This is a genomic window from Sutcliffiella halmapala, from assembly GCF_002019665.1.
Classification (GTDB): domain Bacteria; phylum Bacillota; class Bacilli; order Bacillales; family Bacillaceae_I; genus Sutcliffiella_A; species Sutcliffiella_A halmapala.
The window spans coordinates 2,076,334-2,092,166 of record NZ_KV917375.1; the positions used below are offsets into that span (position 1 = coordinate 2,076,334).

16 protein-coding genes are annotated in these 15,833 nt (G+C 37.7%); 15 read left to right on the forward strand and 1 reads right to left on the reverse strand.

The features are described from left to right. Positions 1–134: 134 nt before the first annotated feature. Entirely contained in the window at positions 135–1,010 is an 876-nt protein-coding gene (locus BK580_RS10130; RefSeq protein WP_078380205.1) for a YitT family protein, read from the reverse strand. A gap of 140 nt (positions 1,011–1,150) precedes the next feature. Here BK580_RS10130 and BK580_RS10135 point away from each other — a divergent pair, with 140 nt between their 5' ends. The 15 genes from BK580_RS10135 to asnS all read left to right on the forward strand — a co-directional run bounded on the left by BK580_RS10135 (position 1,151) and on the right by asnS (position 15,732). After that, entirely contained in the window at positions 1,151–1,498 is a 348-nt protein-coding gene (locus BK580_RS10135) for a nucleotide pyrophosphohydrolase (protein ID WP_078380206.1), read from the forward strand. After that, positions 1,495–2,298 carry a 4-hydroxy-tetrahydrodipicolinate reductase gene (gene dapB, locus BK580_RS10140; RefSeq protein ID WP_078380207.1) on the forward strand — a complete coding sequence of 268 codons (804 nt, stop codon included), beginning with the start codon at positions 1,495–1,497 and terminating at the stop codon, positions 2,296–2,298. The genes BK580_RS10135 and dapB overlap by 4 nt, the downstream gene beginning before the upstream one ends. A 16-nt stretch (positions 2,299–2,314) precedes the next feature. Beyond that, positions 2,315–2,728 carry a methylglyoxal synthase gene (mgsA, locus tag BK580_RS10145; protein ID WP_078380208.1) on the forward strand — a complete coding sequence of 138 codons (414 nt, stop codon included), beginning with the start codon at positions 2,315–2,317 and terminating at the stop codon, positions 2,726–2,728. Beyond that, complete coding sequence (bshB1, locus tag BK580_RS10150; protein ID WP_078380209.1) at positions 2,725–3,435, forward strand: bacillithiol biosynthesis deacetylase BshB1; 711 nt, start codon at positions 2,725–2,727, stop codon at positions 3,433–3,435. Before mgsA ends, bshB1 begins: the two co-directional genes overlap by 4 nt. Further along, entirely contained in the window at positions 3,436–4,563 is a 1,128-nt protein-coding gene (bshA, locus tag BK580_RS10155; protein WP_078380210.1) for an N-acetyl-alpha-D-glucosaminyl L-malate synthase BshA, read from the forward strand. Between the two features lie 42 nt (positions 4,564–4,605). Then, positions 4,606–5,814, forward strand: a complete 1,209-nt coding sequence (locus BK580_RS10160; protein ID WP_078380211.1) for a CCA tRNA nucleotidyltransferase — start codon at positions 4,606–4,608, stop codon at positions 5,812–5,814. Positions 5,815–5,816: 2 nt separating this feature from the next. Continuing rightward, a complete protein-coding gene (locus BK580_RS10165; protein ID WP_078382727.1) occupies positions 5,817–6,770 on the forward strand; it encodes a biotin--[acetyl-CoA-carboxylase] ligase in 954 nt (317 codons plus the stop codon). 527 nt (positions 6,771–7,297) lie between these two features. Then, complete coding sequence (gene panB / locus BK580_RS10170) at positions 7,298–8,146, forward strand: 3-methyl-2-oxobutanoate hydroxymethyltransferase (protein ID WP_078380212.1); 849 nt, start codon at positions 7,298–7,300, stop codon at positions 8,144–8,146. Next, positions 8,133–8,996 carry a pantoate--beta-alanine ligase gene (gene panC, locus BK580_RS10175; RefSeq protein WP_078380213.1) on the forward strand — a complete coding sequence of 288 codons (864 nt, stop codon included), beginning with the start codon at positions 8,133–8,135 and terminating at the stop codon, positions 8,994–8,996. The genes panB and panC overlap by 14 nt, the downstream gene beginning before the upstream one ends. Next, the gene (gene panD / locus BK580_RS10180; protein ID WP_078380214.1) at positions 8,997–9,380 is read left to right on the forward strand and encodes an aspartate 1-decarboxylase; all 384 of its coding nucleotides are present in this window, start codon (positions 8,997–8,999) and stop codon (positions 9,378–9,380) included. A 147-nt stretch (positions 9,381–9,527) separates the two neighbouring features. Continuing rightward, positions 9,528–12,125 (forward strand): exonuclease domain-containing protein, encoded by a 2,598-nt coding sequence (locus BK580_RS10185; protein WP_169864909.1) that lies wholly within the window; start codon positions 9,528–9,530, stop codon positions 12,123–12,125. 242 nt (positions 12,126–12,367) lie between these two features. Next, positions 12,368–12,538, forward strand: a complete 171-nt coding sequence (locus tag BK580_RS10190; protein WP_078380216.1) for a YpmA family protein — start codon at positions 12,368–12,370, stop codon at positions 12,536–12,538. Positions 12,539–12,573: 35 nt separating this feature from the next. Continuing rightward, positions 12,574–13,014, forward strand: coding sequence for a cell wall elongation regulator TseB-like domain-containing protein (locus BK580_RS10195; protein ID WP_139364872.1), 441 nt, complete (start codon positions 12,574–12,576; stop codon positions 13,012–13,014). A gap of 22 nt (positions 13,015–13,036) precedes the next feature. Further along, a complete protein-coding gene (locus tag BK580_RS10200; protein ID WP_078380218.1) occupies positions 13,037–14,227 on the forward strand; it encodes a pyridoxal phosphate-dependent aminotransferase in 1,191 nt (396 codons plus the stop codon). A gap of 212 nt (positions 14,228–14,439) precedes the next feature. Further along, a complete protein-coding gene (gene asnS, locus BK580_RS10205; protein WP_078380219.1) occupies positions 14,440–15,732 on the forward strand; it encodes an asparagine--tRNA ligase in 1,293 nt (430 codons plus the stop codon). The last annotated feature ends 101 nt before the right edge of the window (positions 15,733–15,833 follow it).

Consider the following 15,833-nt stretch of genomic DNA (forward strand, 5'->3'; position numbering starts at 1 on the left):
CTTCCCGCAGGAGTCTTCGCCTTGTGCTCCAATCAACAGCTAGGGACAAAAAATCAACACTGTCTTTTGCTTTGCCTATTGTAAAAAGGGGCAGGCATCTCTTTAACGCGATACCTGCCCTAGAGGGTGTTTGATTATCGTTCTAACGGGTTTTTGTTTTCGTCTAGGGTGAATCCTTCACCTAGGACGTCGTGTACATCGCTTACTGCTACGAATGCGTGTGGGTCGACGGAGGTGATGACGTTTTTTAGCTTGACTAGTTCATTTTTTGCAACTACACAATACAAAACATTTCTCTCTACCTTGGAGTAGGATCCTCTGCCATGTAGGATGGTAACCCCACGATCCATTTCTTGATGGATTTTTAATGCAATGTCTTCGTGTTTGTCAGAGATAATCGTTGCGCCTTTTGCAGCGTATGCGCCTTCCTGCATGAAATCAATAACACGTGCAGCAACAAAGACAGCGACTAGTGTATACATTGCCTCTGTATACGTTAAATACATAATCAGTGAAAGAATAATGACGACTGCATCGAAGAGAAACATTGCTTTTCCCATGCTCCATCCGATGTATTTGTGCGCAAGTCTGGCAATAATATCTACGCCTCCAGTAGTGCCACCGTATCGGAAAATGATTCCTAGACCTATTCCTATAAATACACCAGCAAAAAGAGCAGCAAGTGCTAAATCATCTTCAAGCGGTGGAAACATTAGTGGAACACGTTGGAAAATCCATAAAAATACTGATAAGCTGACCGTACCAATAATAGTATAAATGAAGGTATTCCGTCCTAGTAGCTTCCAACCAATGAAAAAAATCGGAATGTTTAAAATCAGGTTGGTGTAGGATGGGTCAAAGTTAAACATGAAAAATAGCAAAAGTGTTATTCCAGTAAAACCACCTTCTGCAAGATTATTTTGCATATTAAAGTTAACAAGGCCAAATGCAAAGATGGCTGAGCCGAGTAAAATAAAGAAAATATTAGTTAGTTTTATTCCTTTAAACATGAGGTCCTCCAAAAAGCTAGCGTATTTTAGAACCATTTCATTATAATAAACTTGTAGAGGATAAGTAAATCCTCATTTGTCACTTAATTATTTGTCAAATAGTACGGTTTTAGCTAACATGAGAAGATGAGGTGAATAAATTGAGTGAAAAAACGATGAAAATAATGCAAGATGAGGTAGATCAATATATCTCGCAATTTAAAGAAGGGTATTTCAGTCCACTTGCGATGCTAGCAAGAATGACTGAAGAATTGGGAGAGTTATCGCGTGAAGTTAATCATTATTATGGAGAAAAGCCTAAAAAAAATACCGAAAAAGAAAATACAATAGAAGAAGAAATGGGAGATGTCTTGTTTGTTTTGATCTGCTTTGCTAATTCCTTAAATATTGATTTGCAAGAAGCGCATGACAGAGTGATGGAGAAATTTCAAACGAGAGATAAAGATAGATGGACAAGGATTGAAACAGAAGGGGAAGAGGAGAAATGAAAACAATCAAGATTATTTTAGCTGGTCCACGTGGTAGAATGGGACGAGAGGCGGTAGAGCTTATACATAGAACAGAACACTTTGAATTAGTTGCCTGCTTAGATAGAGTAAATGAAGGGAAGAAGTTATCAGAGATAGGGGGCTTTCCACCAATAGACGCACCTATCTATCATAATCCAGTAGCCTGTTTTCAGAATGTGGAGGCAGATGTCCTCATTGATTTAACTACTCCAGAAATCGGAAAATTACACACGAAACTAGCATTAGAGTATGGGGTTCGACCAGTGGTAGGCACAACTGGGTTTACGGACGAAGAATTAAAAGAGCTAGCAGAATTAGCAGAAGAAAAGAAAACTGGTGTTATTATTGCGCCTAACTTTGCTGTTGGGGCAATTTTAATGATGAAGTTTGCACAAATGGCTGCGAAGCATTTGGAGGATGTTGAAATTATCGAATTACATCACGATCGTAAATTAGATGCTCCTTCTGGTACGGCACTAAAAACTGCTGAGTTAATTTCTCAGACACGTACACCGAAACGTCAAGGTCATCCTGAAGAGGTACAACAGCTAGCTGGGGCAAGAGGGGCTGAAACGAAAGATGGCATTCGGATTCATAGTGTGCGCTTACCTGGTTTAGTTGCGCACCAAGAAGTGATTTTTGGCGGAGAAGGACAATCCTTAAGCATTAAACATGATTCTTATAATCGTGCATCATTTATGTCAGGGATTAAGCTTTCAGTCGAAACTATTATGACTTTAGATGTATTAGTATATGGTTTAGAAAATATCATTGAATAATACTGGGGGAAATAAAATGAAGATTGCCTTAATTGCACACGATAAGAAAAAACCTGATATGATTCAATTTACAACGGCCTATCAACCAATTCTAGTAAAACATGAGTTGTTTGCAACTGGGACAACGGGGTTGAGAATTGCTGAAGCAACCGGATTAAGCCTTCATCGCTTTCAATCAGGCCCGCTTGGAGGAGACCAAGAGATTGGGGCTTTAATTGCTCAAAATAAAATGGATATGGTTATTTTCTTTCGTGATCCGCTCACTGCTCAGCCGCATGAGCCGGATGTAACAGCATTGTTGCGATTATGTGATGTTTATTCGATTCCGCTAGCTACTAATATGGGAACGGCAGAAATCTTAATTCACGGACTAGCGCGAGGGGAATTAGGCTGGAGAAAGGTGATCCACGAAAAAGAGGGAGAAAAATGACAGAAACATTAGATATTCTCGCATTTGGGGCACATCCAGACGATGTTGAAATTGGAATGGCTGGTACCTTGGCGAAATATAAAGAACAAGGCTATAAAATAGGAATATGCGATTTAACCTATGCTGAGATGTCATCAAATGGGACGGTGGATATCCGTCAAGAAGAGGCAAAGAAAGCAAGTGAAATATTACAATTAGATGTCCGTGTTCAGCTTTCGCTTCCTGATCGTGGTTTATACAAAACAGAAGAACATATCGGAGAAATTGTTTCTGTGATTCGGAAGTATCGACCTAAGATTGTATTTGCTCCATATTTTGAAGATCGTCATCCAGACCATGGAAATTGTGCTCAATTAGTAGATGAGGCAGTTTTTTCTGCAGGCATAAAAAGGGTTAAAGTGTCTTCAGGTGCAGAGAGTCATAAAGTGAAAAATCTTTATTATTATATGATAAATGGAATGCTACAAGCTCAATTTTACATAGATATAACAAGTCAAATAGAAAAGAAACAACAAGCATTGCTGGCATATAATAGTCAGTTTGAAAAGAGCTCAGACAGTGTTGATACGCCATTAACCAATGGATATGTTGAAGGGGTTATTAGTAGAGAGCGTGCATACGGAAAACAAATAGGCACTATGTATGCAGAAGGGTTCTTTGCAAAGGCGCCATTGGAAGTTAACTATGATTTATTAGGTGGGATTTAATTGAAACTAAAGATAGGCATTACCTGCTATCCTACGGTTGGGGGATCGGGCGTTATTGCAACAGAACTGGGGAAACTTTTGGCAGAAAAGGGACATGAAATCCATTTTATCTCCTCTAGTATGCCATTTAGATTAAATAAGGTTTATAGCAACATCTATTATCATGAAGTTCAAATTAATCAATATTCGGTTTTTCAATATCCACCTTATGATCTAGCGCTTGCAAGTAAAATGGCAGAGGTAGCCAAACGGGAGAAGTTAGATTTGCTTCATGTTCATTATGCGATACCACACGCGGTTTGTGCGTATCTTGCTAAGAAAATGACAGGAGATCAATTGAAAATCGTTACCACCTTACATGGTACAGATATTACGGTTCTTGGTAATGACCCATCATTAAATGATATGATTCGCTTTGGGATTGAGGGCTCAGATGTTGTAACGGCTGTTTCTGAATCGCTTGTAAAGCAAACGTATGAGTTATTACAGCCACAAAAAGCTATTCAAACAGTATATAACTTTATTGATGAGAGAGTGTACTATAAAAAAGATAGGGAAGATTTAAAAGAACAATACGGGATCTTGCCTAATGAGAAAGTGGTCATCCATGTTTCGAACTTCCGTCAAGTGAAAAGAGTTCAGGATGTAATACAATCTTTCTATCGAATTCAAAAGGAAATTGCTTCTAAGCTCATACTGGTTGGAGATGGTCCGGAAATCTCCGTAGTTTGCAAACTCGTAAAGGAACTTGGTTTAGAAAAGAAGGTACTTTTATTAGGGAAACAAGAGAATGTAGAAGACCTTTATTCTATTAGCGATTTAATGCTCCTATTGTCTGAGAAAGAAAGCTTTGGGCTTGTGCTTTTAGAGGCAATGGCATGTGGTGTTCCATCTGTGGGTACTAATGTCGGCGGAATCCCAGAAGTGATTGAACATGGAGTTACTGGCTATTTATGCGAGGTTGGAGAAATAGACGAAATTGCCATGAGAGCCATTGCTATCTTAGAAAATGATGCGTTACATAAACGCTTTTCAGAGAAATCCATTAAGCGAGTTAAAGAGCTATTTAACTCCAGTTATATCGTGGAACAGTACGAGGAATTATATATGAATTTAATAAAGGAATAGCGCCTTCTACCTAAGAAGGAAACGCTTAAGTGAGGGGTAGCAATGAACGAAGCTTTTTTGCAAGCATCCACCATTATCTCAACCCTTGAAAAAGATGGACATGAAGCTTATATTGTCGGTGGTTCTGTTCGCGATCATATTTTGAATCGCGATTTAGGCGATATTGATATTGCGACGTCTGCAACACCAACACAAATTCAAGCGCTTTTTCCTAAAACGATTGATGTGGGTGCAGAGCATGGAACGATCATCGTCGTGACGGACAATGATTCATATGAAGTAACGACATTTCGTACGGAGGGATCCTACTCTGATAATAGAAGGCCAGATGAAGTTACTTTTGTTAAAAGCTTAAAAGAAGATCTAAGGCGAAGAGATTTTACAATGAATGCGATTGCAATGACGAAAGAAGGGAAAATCCTCGATCCATTTTGTGGGACAAGAGATATTGAGCATAAGCTAATTCGTACAGTAGGAGAGGCATCCGAACGATTTTCTGAGGATGCCCTTAGAATGTTTCGTGCTTTGCGCTTTAGTAGTCAGCTTTCCTTTTCTGTTCACTCCAAAACTTTGGAAGCGATTCAATTGGATGCACACCTTATGCAGCATATTTCTGTCGAAAGGAAGACAGTTGAGTTAGAGAAGCTTTTAATAGGACAAGGGATGACACAAGCACTCTCTTTACTTGTAGAATCAAACTTGTTTCTATTTTTACCGTTGTTAGCAGATAAAAAAGAAGAGCTAATCAAGTTAAGTGAATTTCCGCTCCATACTTTAACTAGTAGGGAGGAGCTTTGGACAACCTTTGTCTATATGCTAAAGGTAGAAGAGGTAGAAAGGTTTTTAACGGCATGGAAACTGCCAAAGAGATTGAGTAAGTCAGTACAAGAAATTCTTCACACCATCCAGCAATTTCAAAAACAGGGTTGGCATCAAGAGCTTGTCTACCGATCAGGATGGAACGCCTGCCTTGCAGCACATCATGTGTTATTATTGCTTGAATTGGATAAGAGCAACTCTTATCTTGATATAAAAAGATTGTTTGAAGAACTACCGATCTACAACTTGCAAGACATCGCAATAAATGGGAATGATTTAGTAGAATGGCTCGAGAAAAAACCAGGTAAATGGATAGCAGAGGTGCTTCAAGAAATCGAGAGTGAATTATTACAAGGCAACATAGAAAATGAAGCGGTTGTTTTAAAGGAGTGGGTACGTACTTGGCAACAGAAATTAGAACGAAACTGTTAAAGATGTTCACCGAAGTTGAGGGTGAATTCTTATCCGGTCAAAAAATTAGTGAAGAACTTGGCTGTTCCAGAACAGCAGTTTGGAAGCATATAGAAGAATTAAGGAATGCAGGCTATGAATTAGAGGCGATAAGACGAAAAGGTTATCGGATAACTAAAATCCCTAATAAAATTAGTGATAATGAAATTTCATTAGGATTAAAAACTCGTGATCTTGGTAGAGTGATTCATTTTGAAGAATCGGTAACATCCACTCAAAGAATTGCGCACCAGCTGGCACATGATGGCGCTGTAGAAGGAACTTTAGTAGTGGCAGAAGAACAAACGGCAGGGCGAGGAAGATTAAACCGAGCATGGTATTCTCCTAAATATACTGGAGTATGGATGAGTTTAATCCTCAGGCCGAATCTTCCGCCTGCAAAAGCACCACAGCTTACCCTTTTAACAGCAGTTGCGATAGCGCAAGCGATTGAAGAGGTGACGGATTTAAGAACGGATATCAAATGGCCAAACGATATTTTAATTAATAAAAAGAAATCAGTTGGGATCCTAACGGAAATGCAGGCAGAAGCAGATAAAATTAATTCAGTTATTATCGGAATGGGAATTAACGTGAATCAAAGCTTAGAACACTTCCCGGAGGAACTTCATTCTATCGCGACATCGTTAGCTATAGAGCTTGGGGAACCGATTAATCGAGCAGAGCTTATTCAAGTAATCCTATTGAAGTTTGAACAGCTGTATCACCGTTATCTGGAGCATGGGTTTTATCCAATTAAGCTTTTATGGGAATCTTATGCGATAAGCATAGGTAAAAAAATAATTGCGAGAACTATTACAGGAACACTTGAGGGCATTGCGGTAGGCATTACAGAGGATGGCGTTTTAATGTTAGAGGGAATCGATGGAGAAATCTCCTATATTCACTCAGCAGATATAGAAATTGGAAGCGATTAAAATTAATAGCTTCTTTTTCCAATATCTTTTATAATAGTAACGTGGGCAGTATCTATTGTAGAACTGCACCATTGACTAAGGAGTAGTTTTTTTGTAACCAACAACCAAATATCTGCCTTGATCCAAAGGACTAGGACAGAGGGATTGAACTGAGCCGATTCATTTTAACGATGTAGCACTTTTGTGTGAATTAACTATCCTTCTTTCTGCTGAAAGAAGGTTTTTTATGTTAGGTTTTGTTAAAAGACAATGTTGATTTTTAGGACCCTAGCTGTTGATTGGAGCACAAGGCGAAGACTCCCGCGGGAAATAGCGTTTTGTTGAGACCCCGCAGGCGAAGCCGAGGAGGCTCAACAAACGCCCCGCGGAAAGCGAAGCCTAGTGCGGAAATCAACAGCGGTCTTAACAGAACCTTATGTTAAAAAGTGAGAAGATGCTAGTTGGCGTCTACTCTTAGTTAAATTTCCGCTTTCACCTATCGTTTTCGCTCGTTCCTTTCCTGTCCTCAAAAAAGAGGAGGAAAAAACATGAAAACTGTGACAGATTTTATGAAAATGAAACAAAACCAAGAAAAGATCGCGATGTTAACGGCATATGATTATCCATCTGCAAAATTAGCAGAAGAATCCGGAGTAGATGTAATCCTAGTAGGCGATTCACTCGGAATGGTCGTTTTAGGCTATGATTCTACAGTACCAGTAACAGTCGAAGATATGATTCACCATACAAAAGCAGTAAAGCGTGGTGCCAAATCTACTTTCATCGTGACGGATATGCCTTTTATGTCCTATCATCTATCGATGGAGAATACCCTTACGAATGCCCAAAGAATGATTCAAGAATCTGGCGCTCATGCTTTAAAGGTAGAGGGTGCAGGAGATGTCATTAACGTTATTTATGCTTTAACAAGCGCGGGAGTACCTGTTGTCGCACACTTAGGACTCACACCACAATCAGTTGGTGTACTTGGCGGATATAAAGTGCAAGGAAAAGATCTTGAAAGCGCACAGAAAATGATAGAAGATGCAAAGAAAGTGGAAAGAGCTGGTGCGATGGCATTAGTATTAGAATGTGTTCCGCAACAGCTTGCGAAAGAAATATCGGAGCAGCTAACTATTCCGACAATCGGTATTGGAGCTGGAGATGGCACAGATGGCCAAGTTCTTGTTTATCACGATGTTGTCACTTATGGTGTAGGAAGAGTTCCGAAATTCGTTAAATCCTATGTGGATGTACAATCTTTACTAAAAGTAGGGTTAAGTAATTATGTGTCTGATGTGAAAAATAAAGAATTTCCGAAAATAGAGCATAGCTTTACGATGAAGGAAGAAACATTGCAACGATTATATGGGGGCAACAGTAGTGAAGATAATTAATACCATCGAAGAAATGCAACAAGTGAGTCAAAACGAAAGGTATGTCCAAAAATCGATCGGATTTGTTCCTACTATGGGATTCCTCCATGAAGGTCATGGAACGCTAATAAGAGAAGCAAAGAAACAAAATGAAATTGTGGTAGTAAGTATTTTTGTAAACCCACTTCAATTTGGACCAAATGAAGATTTTGATGCGTATCCAAGAGATATCGCTAGAGATGAAGCAATCGCCAAAGAATTAGGGGTCGATTATCTTTTTTACCCAACGACAGAGGAAATGTATAAAAAGAATCGCACAACATTAATTACCGTTGAAAGGCGAGTAGATGTATTGTGTGGAAAGTCTCGTCCGGGTCATTTTGATGGTGTAGCTACCGTGGTGATGAAACTATTTCATATCGTCATGCCACACAATGCTTATTTCGGAATGAAAGATGCCCAACAAGTTGCTGTTCTAGAAGGCTTAATCGCGGACTATCACCTACTAGTCAACTTAGTTAGAGTTAATACGGTAAGAGAAGAAGATGGACTCGCTAAGAGCTCACGAAACGTTTATTTGTCAGATCAAGAAAGAGCCGTAGCACCTTTTCTTTTTCAAGCATTGCAAAAAGGAAAAAATAAAATGTTGCAGGGAGAAGCAATTCCTGTTATAAAAGAATGGATTGCTGAATTCGTCGAGGAGAACACGAAAGCTGAGCTAGATTATATCGAGATACTTTCATATCCAAATCTAGAAAAGCTAGATTCCTTAGAGGAAGTAGACGGCATCATCATTGCTATTGCGGCTAAATTCAGCAAAGCAAGATTAATTGACAACCTTGTCTTTTCATATCAGAAGGGGGAGCAATAAATGTTTCGTACATTAATGAATGCGAAAATACATCGTGCACGAGTAACAGATGCAAATTTAAATTATGTTGGTAGTATTACCATTGATGAAGATATATTAGATGCAGTAGGTTTGGTTGCAAACGAAAAGGTGCAAATTGTTAATAATAACAATGGTGCGAGATTTGAAACGTATATCATTCCTGGTGCAAGAGGTAAAAAAGAGTTTTGTTTAAACGGAGCGGCAGCAAGACTTGTCCAAAAAGACGATGTAATCATCGTTATTTCCTATGCTATGATTGCGGAGGAAAAAGTGAAATATCACCAACCAAAAGTTGCAGTAATGAATGAGTATAATGAGATTGTAGAAATGCTGGGCACAGAGCCTGCGCATACAATTATGTAACTCCCCCTCTAATGGGGGTTTTTCTTTTCATTTGATGGAGAAAATAAAATAAGTCATTTTTTAATGAGGCTTTTGTGCTTTTCTTCTAACATTGTCTGTGATACTTTGTTTATATGCGAGTAGCGAGAAGTAATGAGGTGTAAGGAAATGAAACAGCGATATGTCGTGATGGATTTAGAAACGACAGGGAACTCTCCCAAAAAACAAGATAAAATTATACAAGTGGGCGCTGTATTGATCGAGGATGGCGAGATAATTGAACGATTTGCAAGCTTTGTTAATCCTAGCTGCAAGATTCCTCCTTTTATCGAGCAATTAACGAGTATTAATAATGACATGGTAACAAAGGCGCCAACATTTGAACAAATTGCACCGATGCTAAATGAAATGTTAGAAGGATCCGCATTAGTCGCACATAATGTGCCCTTTGATTTGTCCTTTTTACAGCATGAGTTAAAAGTAAGCGGCTATCCTGCTTTTACAGGTAATACAATTGATACGGTAGAATTAGCTCGTATTTTACTACCTACTCGAAATAGTTATAAATTGACCGATTTGGCGGATTTTTATGAACTAAGCCATGATAATCCTCATCGAGCAGATAGCGATGCTGAGGTTACAGCTAATATTTTTCTAAAGTTATTAGAGAAAATAAAATCATTACCTTCCACAACGAACCGACAATTACATGAGCTGTTACACAATATGAAGAGTGACATTTACATACTTTTTAAGGAAGAATTTACGAAGGTTACGCAGAACCAATTAATTTATCAGGATAAAATTGCGTTAAAACAACCTACTACTATTCGTGTAGAGGATTATAAGGAAATTAAAGAGACTATTCTTTTTTCCTCCCAAAAGATAGAAGATAAATTTATAGGCGCTGAGGAAATACGGGCATTGTTTACATCTAGGCAACATGGACTTCTTGAAATGTCTCCAAGCTTGACTAATAAAGAAGACCATTTATTAGGTGCACTGTTGTATTCACTTGAAACTGGGAAGAAAGTAGTGGTTAGTGCACATAACCCTAAAACGCGAGAGAAAATTCAAGTGTTTTTAACAGAAATACATAAGACACACAAAAATTGTTCGTTTCTTACAGCTTCAATTAAAGGGAAATATTTCTATTTAAGTCTTCCGCGTTTTTTACAGACACTAGAAGATAAGGAAGACAATTACGATGCAGTGCTTACAAAAGCCCAAATATTAGTGTGGCTGACAGAAACAGAAACAGGGGATATGGAGGAAATTTCCTTATCTTCGGGCGGGAAATTGTTATGGGAATCCATAAACTGCGCAGTTTCCCAAAAGATGAATGAAGATACAACTTATTGCTTTTATCAAAAAGCAATGGAAAAACTTGAACATGCAAGTTTAATCCTAACCAATCATTCTTTTCTAGCAAAAGAGATTTGGAAGGAAGAAATATTAAAAGAGTGTAACTATTTTGTGGTGGAAGATGCAAATGTGTTTTATCATAATGTGAGTAAATTTCTTGGAAAGGAAATTAGCTACTTAGATATTTATTTTGCATTATCTAAACTTCCTGATAGTTTTTTAACTCAGCAAGCCAAAGAAGAATTAGATGAGATGTTTCGATTATTACGTTCTTATTGCATGTCTAAGACGAAAGGATCCTTATCAAGAGTGGCTTATCGCTTTGATATACTGAAAGAAAAAGGAGCCACCTGGTTAGCTGTACAAGAAGCAACTCAGCGGCTTTATATGAAATTATCGGACATTATTCATCATTTAGGAAAGCAGAAATCTAATTCTGTAGATTCATCTAATGAAAATAGTAAGCAAAATCAAGTTGTGCTTCAGACAATGAAGGACACGCTATATTCTTTAATGTTTGTCCCTAACAAGAGTAGATTGACTTGGTTTGAAGTAAATGTTAGAGGTGCGAAAAACTCACTAACCATTTATGAGCAACCGCTTGATATTTCTTTAAGCTTAGCTGAAAAGTTTTATCAAATAAAAAAAAGCGTGATCTTTGTTTCACCAGCATTAAGTGTAAATCATAACTTTGATTTTATGATGGAGGAGTTAGGTTTATCGGACTTTTATCCGAAAACGATAGCGATAGAAGAGAAGAACACGCAGGAGTATCCTGGTGTGTTCATCCCGACAGATATGCCATATATTTCAAAAGGGAAAAATGAAACCTTTATTCAAATCTCTGCTCTTCAAATAAAAGAGCTTTTAGCAGAGAAGGGTGGCAGGATTTTAGTTGCCTTTTCCTCGATAGAAATGTTGTCAGCAGTATACACGGAGATAAAAAATCTGCCTAATTCTAATGAAACAGTAATAGTAAGCCAAAGTAGCATCAGTGGAGGAAAGCAAAAGATATTAAAAGCAGCTGCTAATTTTGAAAGAGCTATATTACTTGTCACCAATAGCTTTTTGGAAGAAGTTTCGATTAATAATGAACAGATTGATACACTTGTCATTATCCGGTTGCCCTTTAAGGCGATGGAAGAACCAATCATGGCTGCAAAAATTGAACGAGTTGAAAAGCAAGGAAGAAATTCTTTCACAGATGTTTCCTTACCGATTGCCGTCCTAAGGTTCAAAAAAATGCTTGCTACCTTTTTAGAAGGTGACGGCTCAAAAGACGTTTTTATTTTTGACAGAAGAATCATCGATAAAAGATATGGTGAACAATTTATAGAGGCTATCCCGAATGGAATTGTACAAAAAGATTCATTCTTTACATTGATAAATAATATAAATTAAACAATGTTTAGTTATGTCCTTAAAAAAGAGGGTGAACCAATTATTAAGCTGGTTTCACCCTAAAAATGATGGTGTGGGTTAGGAGAAAATTTATTATACTTAAGCAGTACTTAATTGTACTAAACTGAATATTTACTGTTATAATGTGTTTGAACACTATAGGTGATTCAGTACTTATATTCTTACCGACAATGTACGTCAATATGAGTTACAATAATTGCTTGAATCAGGAGGATTTTGGGATGGAAAGTAAAATTGAAGTGATTTCTACAGTTAAAGTAGAATACTCTTCCGATCTTTATAAAATTGTAGACACACTTAATCGTAACCTAAAAAGAGAAAATCTTATGTTTGGACTAGCTTTAGATAATGAAAATAAAGAAAAAGCAGTCTTTACAATATATCGTACATAAAGATGAAAAAATGGATCTTAATAATAAGTACATTAATGGTAATATTTTTAATTTGGCAAATAGTATCGATTTACTATACTGCTATGAAACCAATTAACGATAACATAAATGATGCTTCACAAATTGCAATGACAGAAAAAAACTTACATACCATTAGTGAGGTTTATACATATAATGGTACGACTCCTTATACCATCGTCCAAGGAACAAACGACGAGAAGGAAGAACTGATTATTTGGTTAGATGAAAAAAAGGAAATAGCTTTAACCGTTAATGCTAAAGAAGGTATTGTCAAAGAAGATGTGATGAAATACGTTGATACAGATCGTACACCATCTGAAATTATTTCTATATCGTTGGCAATGGAGAATAAGGTACCTCTTTGGGAAATCAAATTTAAAGATCAAAACGATCGATATAATCTGTATTACATTAAATTTGAGAATGGAGACTATTATCAACGTATAACTTTTTAATTGTAGCGGGAGGAAATAGAAGATGAAATTAGCAAAAAGAGTTTCAACATTGACAGCATCTACTACGTTAGAAATCACGGCAAAGGCAAAGGAACTAAAGGATGCAGGACATGATGTGATTGGATTAGGTGCTGGAGAGCCAGATTTTAATACACCAGCTCATATTCTAGAGGCAGCAAAAAAAGCAATGGATGAAGGGTTTACTAAATATACGCCATCTGGTGGATTACCTGCGCTAAAAAAAGCGATTATCAATAAATTAGAAACAGATCAACGCTTAACATATAAGCCTTCTGAAGTAATTGTTTGTATTGGTGCAAAGCATGCACTGTACACCTTGTTCCAAGTGATTTTAGATGAGGGAGATGAAGTAATTATCCCTACTCCTTATTGGGTGAGTTACCCGGAGCAAGTAAAGTTAGCAGAAGGTGTACCTGTATATGTGGAAGGTAAAGAAGAGAATCAATTTAAAATTACTGCTGATCAATTGAAAAATGTTATTTCATCCAAAACAAAAGCGCTTATTTTAAATTCACCTAGTAATCCAACAGGGATGATTTATACAAAAGAAGAGTTACAAGAGTTAGGAAAGATTTGTTTAGAGCACAACATTATTATTGTGTCCGATGAAATTTATGAGAAGCTTTTGTATGATGGAAACCAACATATTTCGATTGCCCAGCTCTCCCCGGAATTAAAAGCACAAACCATAATTATTAATGGAGTATCAAAATCACACTCTATGACAGGTTGGAGAATTGGGTATGCGGTTGGAAATGCGGAAATTATTAGTGCGATGACCAACTTAGCTAGTCATAGTACATCCAATCCTACATCTATTGCGCAATATGCAACAATTGCAGCGTATCAGGGATCGCAGGGCGATGTTGAAGTAATGCGTCAAGCATTCGAGGAAAGACTTACAATTATCTTTGAAAAATTAAATGCGATTCCAGGCTTCCATTGCATTAAACCACAAGGCGCGTTCTATCTTTTCCCTAATGCTTCTGAAGCAGCTAAACTTGCCGGATATAACGATGTAGATAGCTTGGTCAAAGCATTACTTGAAGAAGAAAAAGTAGCATTAGTTCCAGGTTCAGGCTTTGGAGCGGATAATTATGTTCGCCTTTCCTATGCAACAAGCTTGGAGCAGTTGGAAAAAGCTGTTGAGCGCATAGCAAGGTTCATGGAAAAAGCAACGGCAAAGTTATAAGGGTACTCTTACATTTTTAGATAAAGTAGAACATAGAGAACTTCAGACGGATTGAAAGCGTGGGTCAACCGGGCTTAGGCTAAGTCATAAGCTTAGCCTTTTTCTCGGTATTATATATAAAAAGAAGTGTTTGCTTCCTTAATTCATGGCTTGTATAATAGAGGTTATGTACATAAAAGTGTAGCAAGAACAATGTTGGAGGGAACAAAAGAGTGAAAACAACAATTAAAGAAGTATATAAACATGTGGGCGAAGAAGTAACGATTGGTGCATGGATTGCCAATAAACGCTCAAGTGGAAAAATTGCCTTTTTACAGTTACGTGATGGTTCTGGCTTTATTCAAGGCGTCGTTGTAAAAGCGGAAGTTGCAGAAGAGGTATTTCAAAGTGCTAAATCTGTCACACAAGAAACATCGGTGTATGTAACTGGAATTGTAAAAGAAGATGAAAGATCTCCATTTGGTTTCGAATTAACGGTAACGGGATTAGAAGTAATTCATGAGGCGGTAGATTATCCGATCACGCCAAAGAACCATGGTACTGAATTCCTAATGGACAACCGTCATTTATGGTTACGCTCTAAAAAGCAACATGCCATTATGAAGATACGTAATGAAGTGATTCGTGCAACATATGAATTCTTTAATGAAAATGGTTTTGTAAAGGTAGATCCACCAATCCTAACAGGAAGTGCTCCTGAAGGTACATCTGAGCTATTTGCGACGAAATATTTTGATGAGGATGCATATCTTTCACAAAGCGGTCAGCTTTACATGGAAGCTGCAGCAATGGCCTTAGGAAAAGTGTTCTCATTTGGACCGACGTTCCGAGCGGAAAAATCCAAGACACGCCGACATCTTATTGAATTTTGGATGATCGAGCCGGAAATGGCATTTGTTGAATTTGAAGATAACTTAAAAGTGCAAGAAGAATATGTGTCTTACGTTGTTCAAGCAGTTTTAAGAAACTGTAAGCTAGAGTTAGGTGTTTTAGATAGAGATGTAACAAAGCTTGAAAAAATCAAAGCACCTTTCCCACGTATCTCTTATGACGATGCAATCAAATTTTTAAATGACAAAGGCTTTGACGATATTACATGGGGCGATGACTTCGGTTCTCCTCATGAAACGGCAATCGCAGAAAGCTTTGATATGCCGGTTTTCATTACACATTATCCGACGACAATTAAGCCATTCTACATGCAGCCGCATCCGGATCGCGATGACGTGGTATTATGTGCTGACTTAATTGCACCAGAGGGCTACGGAGAAATCATCGGTGGATCTGAACGTATTCATGATTTCGATCTATTAAAGCAACGTCTAGAAGAACATAATCTAGAAGTAGATGCTTATAAATGGTATTTAGAACTACGTCAATATGGTTCTGTACCTCATTCTGGATTTGGTCTAGGGCTTGAGCGTACTGTAGCTTGGATTAGCGGCACTGAACATGTTCGTGAGGCAATCCCATTCCCAAGATTATTAAACCGTCTATACCCTTAATAAGTGCAAGCTGACTGCCTGTTTTGTTTAGGCACGGGTAAACATTATAAATTTCATCAAAGATGGCTCGGAGTTTTGCTCTGAGCCATCTTTTTGTCTGT